We start from the raw sequence: 14,184 nt of genomic DNA on the forward strand, positions 1-14,184 counted from the left end.
AGGACAAATGACCAGCTGCCACGGTAATTTCGATTAATCGACGGAATTAAACGACTCGATGGTTTCCTTATCCAGTCGCCGCAGGATCTCGGTGCCCAGCTTGCTGGAAACCTGAAAATCGCTCAGCGCGGTAAATGTATAAGCGGTGTGCTCATAGCGCACGGGAATGCCGACAACGATGGTTGGCACGCCTTTCCAGTAGCCAATCGCTGCTCCATTCTGTCCCCCACCCGTCCGGACGGCCCGGGTGTACGGCAGATGAAGCTCGTCGGCGAGGTCGGCCGCAAACTGCTGGAAGTTCGGGTTGGCGATGTAGGTCGTATCCAAATCACGCAGCATCGGCCCAGCCTTGACGCGCGTCTGCGAGAGCCAGTCCGGCTCAAACGTATCGTCAGCCGGCACGCCTTCGTAAACGATCGCGATGTCGGGATCGACCTTTCGCGCAGTGACGTAAGCGCCGCGAAGGCCGACTTCTTCCTGGGTCGACAGCCCGGCCACGACGTCGACAGCCAGGTCATCATCCTTGAGGTTGTCAAATGTGTCGATCAGCGCCGCGGCGCCGATCCGGTCATCGAAGGCCTTGCCGAAGAACATGCCATGTTTGGCGTCGTACTCGCACTTAACGTCAGGGAAAATCGGGCAGCCGGTGTCGATGGCGTAATCCTCAAGCGTTTCCTCACGCGAGGTGCTGCCAACATCGATCGACATCCCGGCAATCGTCGGCACGGCGTTCCGTTCTGCTGCCGTCATGAAGTGCGGCGGCTTGGTCGCCACAACGCCTGGAACGTACTCACCGCGCTTGTTGCGCACGACCACGCGCATTGCTGGCACATTGGTCGGCACCCAGCCGCCCAGTGTCACGAACTTGATCAGACCGCTGGGGCGAATGGCCTGCACCATAAACCCGACTTCATCGGCATGCGCATCCATTTGCACCACGGGCCGATTGCCGCGGTTTTGTTTGCGTGCCGCCAACGCGTTGAACATGCCATCAATTTTAACATCGGCGTACGGCTTCATCTGGTCGCGGTACAGCCGCACGACGTCTTGTTCAAAGCCCGGCACGCCGTACGCGTCTGAGAATTGTTTGATCAGATCAATCTGAGTTTGCTCTTTCATTGCTATTCCTCCTACCAAAAAAAAGGCCCCGGCAACTGCCTGAGCTTGATCCAATTACGCCTCAAACGCCTTTTGCAGCGGTGGAACAACTTGCTTCTTGCGGGACACCACACCAGGCAGGGCAATGCGGTGGTTGGCATCGAACTTCTGGTTAAAGGCGGCCTCCAGCTTGTCGGCGTTCTTGCCGTAGAAGAAACCGGTGGTGTCGGAGTCCAGGATGTTGGTGGCCAAAAGCAGGAAGGAATCGTAGCCGTTCTTTTCGGCTTCGCTCTTCATGGTTGCCTCAATGGCTGCCTGACGCTCGTAGACCTCGTTCAGGTCAACGACATTGACCTGGCCAATGCGAACCGAAGTGCCGCCCATATCAAAGCTCTTGGCGTCGCCTTCGACGATGTCCAGGTCGGACTTGGCTGCCAGGTTGGTGCCAGCCTTCAACATCGCTAGCCCGTATTCCTGCAGGTCAAAGCCGCCGATCTTCGCCAGTTCAGGCAAAACCTTGCGCTCAACGTCTGTGGTCGTCGGGCTCTTCAGCAGCAAGGTGTCGGAAATCATCCCGCTGGCCATCAAGCCGGCCAGCTGCGGCTGATCTTGAACCCTTTTTCCTGGAACATTTCGTAAATCACAGAGTTGCAGCTGCCGATCGGTTCAGCGCGGTAGAACAGCGGTGCGGCCGTTTCGAAGTTGGCGATCCGGTGGTGGTCCACTACGGCCGCAATCGTGACGTCCTTGATGTCAGACACGCTCTGCTGGAACTCGTTGTGGTCGACCAGCATGACCGTGTCGGTCTCGTTGGCAGCCGTCTTGATCACGCGCGGCGTGTCCTTCTTGAAGGTCTTGAGCGCAAAAGCCGTTTCAGCGTTCACTTCGCCCAACGCGACCGCCTCAACATCAGTGTTGCCGAGCTGCTTCTGGTATTCCGCGAAACTCATCGCGGAAGTAACGGCGTCGGTATCTGGATTCTGATGACCAAAAATCAATGTTGTCATGGTGTGACTCCCTTTTTCAGTATTGCGCTTTACGCGTACTAGTTCAGTTTAACACGGTTCTCAGCGACCCGCGACAGGTAATCCTTCTTCTCCAGGTAAGCGTCGAAGCTGTTCAGGAACTGCTCGACCCGCGGAATGGTGTCCTTGCCCTTGCGGAAAATGAAGGCCAGCTCGAACGACACCGCCGGCTCGAAAGCGACCGCGTAGGCGTCGATCTCGTCCTGGTGTGCCTGGTAGAAGGACGTCGGCAGCGCCGTGTTCACCCCGGTGAGGTTCAGGAACTGCATTAGCTGAAACGGTGTGGTGAACTGCGCCACGATGTGTGGGTAGTCGACCATCTGGTTCTTGTAGGCCTCATGCAGGAAGTACGACAGGAAGTAGGAATCCGGGTATGTCACCCATGGCTGAGCCAAGGTGTCGCGGAAGTGGACGCGCTTGCGCTTGGCGAGCTTCTCGTTGTGGTGCAGAAACAGCAGCTGCTCGTCAACGATTTTGCGGCTTTCGTACGGTTTCCAGTTCTTGATGGTGTCGTCAGGCAGGTACATGATGGCCAAATCGATTTGGTTGTTCTCCAGCTGCTCCCAGATTTCGTGCCGGGTCATGTTCAAGAACACAATCTGCACATCCGGGTTCTGCTTGTAGTACTCGGCGGAAAAGCCGATGAAAGCCGAGGACTCCACCGACGCCAGCATGCCGATCTTGATCACCCCAGAATTGGCGTTGCTGGCCTGCTGGATCTCGTCAGTCGCCTGGTTCAAAGTCTCGTAAATCGAATGCGTCGCCTCGAGCATCGTGCGCCCGGCGTCCGACAGGTGCAGCTTCTTCCCCACTGAGTAGAAGAGCGGGGCCCCCACGGTCCGCTCAAGCTTCTTGATCTGTTGCGTCAGCGCCGGCTGGGTGATCCCCAACAACTGCGCCGCCTGCGTGTAATTCATCGTGTCAGCAAGCTGCAAGAAATACGACAGTGTTTTCGACGAAAAAAATGCTTTCCTGCTTTGTCTTCATGCTCTACTCCTTCATTCGGGTCTCCGCCCAGGTCAAAACCACGATCAACTCCATCATCATGCAAAAAAATCACTTACTTAATAATAAGGTACAAAAAAAGAAAGAGCAACCAAAAGCTACTCCTTCTTATCATTACAATCATCTAAATTCAAAAACTCGGCTTCCAGGTCTTCCAGCCGGTGTAGTCTGCCGTGTGGAGGAGTTGTTCCGCATTCTTCACCCGGTCAGCAGTCGGCGGTTCGATGCCTTCCAAAGGATAGGTAATGCCCAATTCGTGATACTTTTTGACCCCTAAGGTGTGGTAAGGCAGCACTTCAACTTTTTGAACATTATTTAGAGTTTTGATGTAATCTCCCAGCTGCTTCAGGTAGACGTCAAAGTCCGTGCGCTCTGGCACCAGAACGTGGCGGATCCACATGTCGCAGCCGTTGGCGGACATCCACTGGATCATGTCGAGGATGTTCTCGTTGCCGATCCCGGTGAGTTTTTTTGTGTTCAGCAGAGTTAATGTGCTTGATGTCGACCAGCGAAATATCGGTGACCTTCATTAACTCCTTGAACTTCGAGAACCACGGCTCGTCCCGCGTGAACGGCCCTCCTGAGGTATCCAGGCAAGTGGAAATGCCGCGGGCCTTGGCCTTGGTGAACAGGTCGAGCAAAAAGTCGATCTGGACCAGGGACTCACCGCCCGAGCACGTCAGGCCACCGGTCTCACCCCAGAAGGCGCGGTAGCGTTCGGCGTTGTCCAGCAGCTCATCGGCGGTCATTTCAGTCCCGACGCCAATGTTCCAGGTGTCTGGATTGTGGCAGTACTGGCAGCGCATCCGGCAGCCCTGCAAGAAGGCCACGAAGCGGATGCCGGGGCCGTCGACGGAGCCAAAGCTTTCCAGCGAGTGCACGTAGCCTTTGACTGGCCCCTCATCCTCCACGCCGATCGAATCCAGCACGTTCAGCGGTGTTTTGGTATTATCGATCAATTTCATCAACATTGCCTCCTGTCAGCTTCAGCATACCCGGTTTTGCCCGCAAGCGGCAAGTGATTTTGCCGCCTCTGGGCAAAACGGGAGTCCCGTTTCCGAGGCTCCCGCTTTGGCGAATTGTTTGAATTGCACACTGCTCGGCAGCGGAACGCACCGAACATGAAAGTAAATTACATTTCCTCGAAGAAGGTCCGAGCAATGACGTCGTCCTGTTGTTCCTTGGTCAGATCTGCGAAGTAGACGCAGTAACCGGAGACGCGGACCGTCAAGGTTGGGTATTCTTCTGGGTGCTTCTGCGCATCGATCAAAGTCTCCTTGTTGAAGACGTTGATGTTCAGGTGCATCCCTTGGTTCTCCATGTAGCCGTCGATCATGTGGACCAGCGTGTCCTTGCGGGTCTCATCGTCGTGGCCCAAGGTGTTTGGCGTGACGCCGAACGTGTTGGAGATCCCATCTGTGGCGTAGTGATAAGGAATCTTCGCCGTGGACATCAGGGAAGCCAAGGCACCGTTCTTTTCAGCACCGTAAGCCGGGTTAGCACCAGGTGAGAATGGTTCGCCCTTCTTGCGACCGTTAGGCGTGGTCCCAGTGTTCTTGCCGTAAACCACGTTGGACGTGATGGTCAGAACAGAAGTCGAGAGCTTAGCACCATGGTACAGGTGGTGCGTGTTCATCTTGTTGTAGAAGTACTTGATCAGCCACTTGGCAATGTCGTCAGCGCGATCGTCGTTGTTCCCATAGCGTGGATAGTCGTCATTTTCGACCTTGAAGTCAACGGCAACACCCTTTTCGTCGCGAATCGGGTGAACCTTACCGTACTTGATCGCGGAGATGGAATCTACCGCGTGGGAGAAGCCGGAGATCCCGGTTGCGAAGGTGTAGTTCAGGCGAGTATCCTTGAGCGCCAGCTGAGCGGATTCGTAGTAGTACTTGTCGTGCATGTACTGAATCGCGTTCAAGGCGTTGACGTAAACATCAGCAAGCCAGCCGGCCTGGACATCGAACTTCTTCATGAATTCGTCGTAGTCGATGACGTCGGAAGTGATTGGCTCGGTTTCAGGACCAACTTGGGCCTCGCCGATTTCGTCCATCCCACCGTTGATGGCGTACAGGATGGCTTTTGCCAGGTTTGCCCGGGCGCCGAAGAACTGAACCCCGTCCTTGATCGGCTGAGCGGAAACACAGCAGGCAATGCCGTAGTAGTCGGTGCCCCATTCGGTGCGCATCAGTGAGTCATTTTCGTACTGAATGGTCGAACTGGAGATGGACACTTCTGTGGCGTAGCGCTTGAAGCCTTCTGGCAGCTTCTCGTCCCAAAGCAGCGTGATGTTTGGCTCAGGCGCCGCACCCATGTTGTCCAGCGTCTTCAGGAAGCGGAACGCCGTCTTGGTGATGTGGTGACGGCCGTCAAAGCCGACACCGCCCAGGCTCAGGGTTGCCCAGATCGGGTCACCTGAGAACAGGGAGTTGTACTCTTCGGTCCGAATGAAGCGAACCATGCGGAGCTTCATCACCAGGTGATCGATCAACTCTTGTGCTTGGCTCTCGTCCAAAATGCCGCGCTTGAAATCGCGTTCGATGAAGCGTCGATCGTCGTGTCGATCCGGCCAACAGACATCGCAGCCCCGTTTTGCGTCTTAACGGCCGCCAGGTAGCCGAAGTAGATCCACTGGATGGCTTCTTGAGCGGTGGTGGCAGGCTTGGAAATATCGTAGCCATAGCTTGCCGCCATCTTCTTCATGTCATTCAGGGCGCGATACTGATCGGAAACCTGTTCGCGCAGCCGGATCACATCGTCGGTCATTTCGCCGTCGCCGATGTTTTCAAAGTCGGCCTTCTTCGCAGCCATCAAAGCGTCGATCCCGTAAATCGCGATCCGAGGGAAGTCAGCAACGATCCGGCCACGGGCGTATGCATCTGGCAAGCCGGTAACAATCTTGTAGTGACGCGCCTTGCGCATGTCTGGGGTGTAAACATCGAACACGCCTTGGTTGTGAGTCTTGTGGTACTCCGTGAAAATCTTGTGCATTTCCGGATCTGGGGTGTACCCGTAGGACTTAAGCGCATCCTCGGCCATCCGGATCCCGCCGAAAGGCATGAACGCACGCTTGAATGGCTTGTCGGTCTGCAGACCAACGATCTTTTCCAGATCCTTGTTCAGATAGCCCGGGCCGTGGCTGGTGACCGTTGCGACCACTTTGGTGTCCGCATCAAGCACACCGCCAGCAGCACGTTCTTGCTTCTTCAGGTTCAGGACCTGATTGTTCAAGATCGTGGTTGCTTCCGTTGGGCCGGCAAGGAATGACTCATCGCCGTTGTACTGTGTCAGGTTGTGCTGAATGAAATCGCGAACGTTGATCTCATCCTGCCAGTCGCCGCCGTTAAAACCTTCCCAGTAGGTCTTGACGTCAGTTTTGTCTAACTGCTTCATCTGGATAGCCTCCTAATTGTTGAACTTTTACCACAGTTCTTACTTAATTAGTATAACACGTCACAAGTACTGTGCAAGCCTTTTCTTTGCCTTTAAATGGGCAATGGCAGCACTACCAGTAATGTGTCTTGATTGTAAATTTCGGTAACCAATTCACAAACTTTTTTGACTAAAAAGCTGATTTGACGCGGTTTCATTCAGCCCCTGTCTCACGTATCTGTACTACAGTTTTACACCCCGTGTATTGTAACAGGCATAAAAAAAGAGACCTCGAAGGCCTCTTCAGAAAAATTTAATTTTCTTCCGGCGTTGCTAAGACTTGGCTCAGATGAATGAAACTCGGCGTGCCGACGCTGTCCGTATCGAGGACAAACGATCCGTTCGAGTATCGATCGCCGTCCGGATAATTGCTGACCGTCAGCTCGACCTGCTGGTCCTTGTCGGTGACCACGGTGATCAGCGTGTTGTCGTCGACCTTGCTCATCGCGACCACCCGGTGCGGATCGCGCTTGAGTTCCCGCAGCACCATCAAGCCGCGCCGCGCCCGGGCGCCGACGCCCATTTCCTTCAGCTTCATCTTCTTGAAGGCGCCGCGCTGGGTGAGGATGCCGACCTCGGTTTGCTGTGGGTCGTCGGCAAGGATGAAGTTGACGACCCAGTCGCCCGGTTTGAGCGCCATGCTCTTGACCCCGGTCGACCGCGCGCCGATCACGCTGACTTCCGCCAGCTCAAACTGCTGCGCGTAGGCCTGGTTCGTCACCGCAAAAACGGTTTGCTTGGACTCAGGCTGGGCGAAGTAGACATCCGTCACGTAGCGTCCTTGGCCTTCAGCTTCATGCCCACCATCGGGCGACTCTTGTAGTTGCGCTGCGGCTGCAGGTCGGCCAGCGCCGTCTGCTTGATATAACCGTCAGACGAGCCCAAGACAAAGTTGCCCTTGGCGTCCAGCGAGTCAAACCCAAACGCGGCGATGACGTGCTCGTCGGTGCCGATACCGACCGCCTGGGACAAGTGCTCGCCGGCGTCCTTCCAGCGTGAATCTTCAAGCTCATGGACCGGCCGGTAGATCACGTTGCCCGCACTGGTGAAAATGTACAGGTGCTGCAGTGTGCCCATTTCCCGCTCAAATACCGGGAAGTCGTTGTCCTTGAGACCATTATCCGCGGCCGCCACGGCCTGGTACGACCGCAACGAGCTGCGCTTCATGTACCCGTCGCGGGAGACCAAGACCATGACGCGCTCGTCAGTGACTGTAACCGCGGTGTCGACCTCCAGGGTTTCGATCTCGGCCTGAATCGTCGACTTGCGGTCCTTGCCGTAGGTCTTCGCGATACTTGACAGCTCCTGCTCGATCACGCATCGCGCGCCGCCGGGTGATCCAAAATGTTGTGGTACTCGGCAATGCTTTTGGCCAGCTGAGCGGCCTCTTCCTCCAGCGCCGTGATGTCGGTGTTGGTCAACCGATACAGCTGCAAGGACACGATGGCTTCGGCCTGCTCAACGGAAAAGTCATACTGGGCGACCAGGTTGTTCTTCGCGTCGCCCTTGTTGGCGCTTTGACGAATGGTGTGGATGACTTGATCGAGAATCGAGATCATTTTGATCAAGCCTTGCACGATGTGCTGGCGCGCCTCGGCCTTCTTCAGGTCGTACTGGGTGCGGCGAGTGACGACCTCACGCCGGTGCTTGAGGTAAGCCTCAAGCATTGGCTTCAGGCCCAACTGCTTGGGCTTGAGGTCCGCGATGGCGACCATGTTGAAGTTGTAGTTGATCTGCAGGTCGGTATTTTTGAACAGGTAGGTCAAAATCCCTTCTGCGTTGGCCTCTTTTTTTCAGCTCGATGACCACCGACAGGCCGAAGCGGTCGGACTCGTCACGGATCTCGCGATGCCATCGACCTTCTTGGCCAGCCGCAGCTCATCGATTTTCTTGATGAGCAGCGCCTTGTTGACCTCATAAGGCAGTTCGGTGATCACAATCTCCTGCTTGCCGCCGCGCAGGGTCTCCATGTGGGTGCGAGAGCGGACGACGACTTTGCCACGGCCGGTTTCGTAAGCCTGCCGAATGCCGGCCAGGCCCTGGATAATACCGCCGGTCGGAAAATCGGGACCCTGCACGAACTTCATTAGGTCCTCGAGGCTCGCGTCTGAGTGCTTCATCAGGTACAGCAGCGCGTTGATCACTTCACGCAGGTTGTGCGGCGGAATGTCCGTCGCGTACCCGGCGGAGATCCCGGTCGCGCCGTTGACCAGCAGGTTGGGAAAGGCGGCCGGCAACACGGTCGGCTCCTCGGTCGTGTCATCGAAGTTCAGCACCATTTCCACGGTGTCCTTGTCGATGTCCTTCAGCAGTTCGCCGGAGATCTTCGACAGTCGGGCTTCGGTGTACCGCATCGCGGCCGGCGGGTCGCCGTCCATTGAGCCGTTGTTCCCGTGCATCTCGATCAGCGGCTCTTCCAGCTTCCAGTCCTGGGACAGGCGCACCATCGCCTCGTAAATCGACGAATCGCCGTGGGGGTGAAAATTACCCATGACGTTCCCGACGGACTTGGCGGACTTGCGAAAGCCCTTGTCAAACGTGTTGCCGTCCTGGTTCATCGCAAACAGGATGCGGCGCTGGACCGGCTTTAAGCCGTCGCGCACATCCGGCAGCGCACGCTCTTGAATGATGTACTTGGAGTAGCGGCCGAAGCGCTCCCCCATGACCTCTTCGAGCGTCATTTCTTGAATGTGATTTGCCATTACTTACCCTTCTTCGAAAGCTGCTTTTTGATCTGCTTGACCCCGAACTGCATGTCGGAGTGTCGGTGGTCTTCGTTTCCATGATCGAGCCTTCCTCGTCCATGTCAAAGTCGACATTGTTTTCGATCCACTCGCGGCGCGGCTCAACGCGATCGCCCATCAGCGTGGTGACCCGGCGCTCTGCCAGGGCCCCGTCGTCGACGTGCACCCGGATCAGGGTCCGCGTGTCCGGATTCATGGTCGTTTCCCAAAGCTGGTCGGCGTTCATTTCGCCTAATCCTTTGAACCGGGTCAGGACGTAGCCTTTACCCATTTTCTTGGTTTCCTTTTCCAGCTCCTCATCGGTCCAGGCGTAGGCAATTTTCACGTTCGCCCCTTTGCCTTTTTGCAAGCGGTAAAGCGGCGGCAGCGCGATGTAGACCCGCCCGGCATCCATCAGCGGGCGCATGTAGCGGTAGAAAAAGGTCAGCAGCAGGATCTGAATGTGGGCCCCGTCGGTATCGGCATCAGTCATGATGATGACCTTGTCGTAGTTGGCCTGCTTGACGTCAAACTCCGCACCGACGCCAGCACCGATGGTGTAGATCATCGTGTTGATTTCTTCGTTCTTGACGATGTCCTGGAGCTTGGCCTTCTGCGTGTTCAAGACCTTGCCTCGCAGCGGCAGGATGGCCTGGAACTTGCGGTCGCGGCCCTGCTTGGCCGAGCCGCCCGCCGAATCCCCTTCGACCAGGTACAGCTCGTTCTTGCTGGCGTCCTTGCTTTGGGCAGGGGTCAGCTTGCCTGAAAGCAGCCCCTGATCCTTCTTCTTGCGCTTACCGGTGCGGGAGTCATCCCGGGCCTTGCGCGCGGCCTCGCGGGCCTCACGCGCACGCAAGGCTTTTCTGACCAGCTCCTGCGCGTCATCGCCGCCTTCCATGAGCCAGAAGCTCATTTTCTCGTAAATCACCGAGTCGACGGCCGCGCGCGCCTGCGGGGTGCCCAGCTTGCCCTTGGTCTGCCCCTCAAACTGCAGAATCTCCTCGGGGATGCGCACGGACAGCACAGCGGCCAGCCCTTCGCGGACGTCGGAGCCTTCCAGGTTCTTGTCCTTGTCCTTCAGCAGGTTGACTTTGCGCGCAATCGTTGACGCGCGGGTCAACGCCGTGCGCATGCCGACTTCATGCGTGCCGCCGTCGCCAGTGCGCACGTTGTTGACGAAGCTGATCGTGTTTTCGGAGTAGCCGTCGTTGTACTGGCCGGCAAAATCAACAATGATGCCGTCCTTTTCGCCTTCGTAGTTAAAGACCGGGCTGACCGTGTCGCGGTCCTCGTTCAGGTACTTGACGAAGCTGACCAAGCCGTCCGGATAGTGGTACGTCTCGGCACGGCCGGTGCGTTCGTCGGTCAGGGTGAACACGATGTTTTTCATCAAAAAGGCCGACTCGCGCAGCCGCTCGGACAGCGTGTCGAAGTTGTAGGTCGTGGTCTGAAAAATCGTCGGATCCGGCTTGAACGTGATGGTCGTCCCGTTGGGCTCGTTGACCTTACCCAGTTTCTGCAGACCGCCATCGGGATGGCCACCGTTGATGAAGTGCTCCTCAAACCCCTGCTTGTCCCGGACAACGCGCACAGTCAGCGACTCGCTCAAGGCGTTGACGACCGAGGAGCCGACCCCGTGCAGGCCACCGGAGGTCTTGTAGGAATTCTGGTCGAACTTCCCGCCGGCGTGCAGCACCGTCAAAATGACCTCGATGGTCGGCTTGCCCGACGCGTGCATCCCCGTTGGCATGCCGCGCCCGTGGTCCTTGACCGTGATCGAGTTATCCTCGTGAATCGTCGTGGCAATGGTGTCCCCATACCCAGCGAGGGCCTCGTCGACCGAGTTGTCGACAATTTCGTAAACCAGATGGTGCAAGCCACGGGCATCGGTTGAGCCAATATACATCCCCGGCCGTTTCCGCACGGCTTCCAGGCCATGCAAGACCTGGATCGATGAATCGGTGTATGCTTCTCTTGCTTTTGCCATTAAATGCTCCTCTTTTCGTGCAACTTCAATTACAATACACCAGACGCAGGCTCAGATGAAAGCTATTTTTCCAAGGCGCTCACCCAAGCGGCCGGAGCTCGAGGGCTGGTCTGCCCGTCACTTATCCGGTGATTGATTTCGCGAAAACTCGCTGCTAAACCGCAAGCAGCGAATGCTTGTTCAAATAACCTATTTTACGCAAGATTCGCCTTGCCGTCAAAAAAATGGTAAACTGGAAACACTGATATTTCTCCATCAAAGGTGGTCCCCATGCCAGATTTTCTCACTAAACCCACGCTCACTCAGGAGCCGGTGACTCTGCGCCCGTTTCGCGCCGCAGACATTCCGCGGATGCTCGCGATCTTGGCGCTGCCGCAGGTGAATCTATACACTGGTGCACTGACCAAAACGCCGGGTGCCAACGACCGCTTTCCGGCTGACCAACAGGAAACGGCCAAGATCATCAACTGGTACCAGACGCGCAATCAGCAACCGGACCGGCTGGACTTGGCCATCGCAGTCAGCGGGCAGCTGTTCGGCGAGGTCGTCCTGAACGAGTACGACGCCGAGCACAACACCTGCAACCTGCGCGTTCTGATTGCCGACGATGCCACCGAACGTGGCATCGGCACCAGCGCACTAACCCTAATGGCGGCCCATGCCTTCAACTACTTACACCTAGCCGCGCTCACCCTCGATGTGTTCGACTTCAATCCGCGGGCGCAGCACGTCTACCGCAAAGTGGGCTTCAGGCAAACTGGTGCCATCGAAAATGATCTCATGCTCGACGGCCAGCCGCACACCACTTTCACCATGTGCCTGACTGCCAAATCATTTGCCAAGAAAGGAACTCAGTCATGATTCTCGCCTTATGCTTCATTCTGGCCTACCTGATTGGCTCCATCCCCAGCGGGGTGTGGGTCGGACGCGCCTTTTTTTTCACCAGGACATTCGGACCGCTGGTTCCCACAATATCGGCACGACGAACGCTTACCGCGTGCTTGGCCCGGTCGGCGGCACCATCGTCCTGGTGATGGACATCCTGAAAGGGACGCTCGGGGCCAGCCTGCCGATGTTGTTCGGCCTGCATCCCCACTGGCTGGTGCTGTTGGTCGGCCTGGCCGCCGTGTTCGGTCACACCTGCTCGATTTTCATCGGCTTCAAGGGCGGCAAGGCAGTCGCCACGTCTGCCGGCATCGCGCTGGCGTACAACCCACCGTTTTTCGTCTTCTGCTGCATCGTCTTCATCAGCCTGGTGCTGCTTTCCAGCATGGTCTCGGTGGCCTCAACGCTGGGCATGTTCCTGATCACGATCGCGACGCTGTTCATGCATGATTGGATCCTGACGGCGGTGGCCGCGCTGATCTGGATCCTGATCATGGTCCGCCACCGCGCCAACTTTGCCCGCATCAAAAACGGCACGGAAAACATGGTGCCGTTCGGGCTCGGCCAGTACCTGCGCAAGCGCAAGGCTAAGCACAAATCCAAATAGAACGCAAAACGCCAAGGCCTGACCGCCCTGGCATTTTTTTCTGACCGTTAAAAAGGATCCGGAGCACAAAAGTTCCACGACTCGCTGCATACGCGGTCTCTGTTTGCGTCCTCAACGCCGTTCCCGCACCAAATTACTTGCTTTGCTTCAGCAGTGCCTCGCCAATCTTGTAGTTGCGCGCGTGTTCGGATTCCGGCACGAGCATGCCACCGGTGGCCCAGACAATGTGGGTCGCGTTTGGCATGTTGAAGTGCTTGCTGAGGTACTGCTGGCTGGCCGCCATGGCGGCAAAGCCGGCGATGGCAGAAGGCTCCAGCTTGATGTCTTCGGTATCCATCATTTCTGCGGTGTAGGCCATCACCTGCTCATCGTCAAACGTTGTGATGCCCAAGAGCAGCGTCTTCATCACGCGGCCGGCCAGCCGCGATGGTCGGCCAACGGCAAGCCCGTCAGCTTCAGTCAGCCCGTCCAGCCCGATGTCGTAAACGGAAATGCCGTTGTTCATACCGGTTGCCATCCCCAGCAACACGGATGGCACGTGCGTCGGCTCCGCAAAAATCGCGTGGACATTCTTGCCCAAGATCTGCTTGAGCCCAAAGGTCGTGCCGCTAGGAGAGCCGCCGACCCCTGCTGGCAGGTAAACAAACAGCGGGTGGTCTTCATCTACCTGAATGTTTTGGTCCCGCAGCTGCTTTTGCAGGCGAATGGCGGCCACCCCGTAACCCAGGAACAGGTCCTTGCTGCCTTCATCATCGATGAAGAAAACAGAAGGATCTTTGGCCGCAAGCGCGCGGCCGGTGGTGATGGCGGTCGTGAAACTGCCATCGTATTCGACGACGTTGACGCCAACCGACCGCAACGTGTCCTTCTTCCACTGCTTGGCGTCGCTGGACATGTGGACGGTGGTGTTGAAGCCGAGCTTCGCGGCCACGATCCCGATGGACAGGCCCAAGTTCCCAGTCGACCCTACCGCGATTCCGTAATGGCTGAACAAATCCCTGAATTCCGGCGCGTTCAGCTTGGCATAATTGTCACCGTAAACCAGCATCTTGTGGTCAATAGCCACTTGTTCGGCAATCTTGAGCACTTCGTAAATCCCACCGCGCGACTTGATGGAGCCGCTAATGGGCAGCTCGTTGTCGACCTTCAGGTACAAGTCACCGGGCAAAGCGTAGCCGTCACGCTTGGTCACGTCCGCCTGCATCGCCTCTAGCCGGCGCAGTGGGGATTCAAGGATCCCGCCGGTTTTCGCCGTTTCAGGAAACGCGACTGCCATGTAAGGGGCAAACCGGTCCAAGCGCGCTGAGGCGTCAAACAAATCGGCGCGGGTGAGGCCTAAGTCGGCGGCCTTCCCGTAATCCGGGTTGATCCACAGAGTTTCCTTTTCTGCGGCCAAGTCTCTAACCACCGGGTATTTTGTCT

The 14,184-nt window shown here is 56.9% G+C and carries 5 protein-coding genes and 7 pseudogenes; 2 read left to right on the top strand and 10 right to left on the bottom strand.

Annotated elements, in window-relative coordinates; genetic code table 11:
- Positions 1 to 33 precede the first annotated feature (33 nt).
- The 9 genes and pseudogenes from JCM13995_RS09940 to parE all read right to left on the bottom strand — a co-directional run bounded on the left by JCM13995_RS09940 (position 34) and on the right by parE (position 11,270).
- Complete coding sequence (locus JCM13995_RS09940; RefSeq protein WP_054665191.1) at positions 34 to 1,119, bottom strand: M42 family metallopeptidase; 1,086 nt, start codon at positions 1,117 to 1,119, stop codon at positions 34 to 36.
- Positions 1,120 to 1,173: 54 nt separating this feature from the next.
- Positions 1,174 to 2,105, bottom strand: a pseudogene (locus JCM13995_RS09945) (manganese-dependent inorganic pyrophosphatase).
- Between the two features lie 38 nt (positions 2,106 to 2,143).
- A pseudogene (locus JCM13995_RS09950) lies at positions 2,144 to 3,110 on the bottom strand (LysR family transcriptional regulator).
- A gap of 148 nt (positions 3,111 to 3,258) precedes the next feature.
- Positions 3,259 to 4,093: pseudogene (pflA, locus tag JCM13995_RS09955) on the bottom strand (pyruvate formate-lyase-activating protein).
- Positions 4,094 to 4,260: 167 nt separating this feature from the next.
- Positions 4,261 to 6,521, bottom strand: a pseudogene (pflB, locus tag JCM13995_RS09960) (formate C-acetyltransferase).
- 292 nt (positions 6,522 to 6,813) lie between these two features.
- Positions 6,814 to 7,332: a DNA gyrase C-terminal beta-propeller domain-containing protein gene (locus tag JCM13995_RS17130; RefSeq protein ID WP_263849648.1), complete on the bottom strand. Its 519-nt coding sequence runs from the start codon at positions 7,330 to 7,332 to the stop codon at positions 6,814 to 6,816.
- Entirely contained in the window at positions 7,329 to 7,877 is a 549-nt protein-coding gene (locus JCM13995_RS17135; protein ID WP_263849649.1) for a DNA gyrase C-terminal beta-propeller domain-containing protein, read from the bottom strand. The genes JCM13995_RS17130 and JCM13995_RS17135 overlap by 4 nt, the downstream gene beginning before the upstream one ends.
- Positions 7,874 to 9,262 (bottom strand): annotated as a pseudogene (locus tag JCM13995_RS17140) (DNA gyrase/topoisomerase IV subunit A). Before JCM13995_RS17140 ends, JCM13995_RS17135 begins: the two are co-directional and overlap by 4 nt.
- Positions 9,262 to 11,270 (bottom strand): annotated as a pseudogene (gene parE / locus JCM13995_RS09970) (DNA topoisomerase IV subunit B). Before parE ends, JCM13995_RS17140 begins: the two co-directional pseudogenes overlap by 1 nt.
- A 270-nt stretch (positions 11,271 to 11,540) precedes the next feature.
- On the opposite strand from parE, the gene JCM13995_RS09975 reads away from it, so the two are divergent.
- Entirely contained in the window at positions 11,541 to 12,131 is a 591-nt protein-coding gene (locus tag JCM13995_RS09975) for a GNAT family N-acetyltransferase (protein ID WP_054665194.1), read from the top strand.
- Positions 12,128 to 12,762 (top strand): annotated as a pseudogene (plsY, locus tag JCM13995_RS09980) (glycerol-3-phosphate 1-O-acyltransferase PlsY). Before JCM13995_RS09975 ends, plsY begins: the two are co-directional and overlap by 4 nt.
- 133 nt (positions 12,763 to 12,895) lie before the next feature.
- Here the strand turns inward: plsY and dsdA are convergent.
- On the bottom strand, positions 12,896 to 14,184 hold a 1,289-nt coding region (dsdA, locus tag JCM13995_RS09985; protein ID WP_054665197.1), incomplete at its 5' end, for a D-serine ammonia-lyase.

The organism is Lacticaseibacillus camelliae DSM 22697 = JCM 13995, from assembly GCF_001311195.1.
GTDB classification, from domain to species: Bacteria; Bacillota; Bacilli; order Lactobacillales; family Lactobacillaceae; genus Lacticaseibacillus; species Lacticaseibacillus camelliae.

Excerpts from the sequence above, each read along its gene's own strand:
- JCM13995_RS09975 (WP_054665194.1), top strand. The coding sequence starts at position 11,541 with ATGCCAGATTTTCTCACTAAACCCACGCTCACTCAGGAGCCGGTGACT.
- JCM13995_RS09940 (WP_054665191.1), bottom strand. The coding sequence starts at position 1,119 with ATGAAAGAGCAAACTCAGATTGATCTGATCAAACAATTCTCAGACGCG.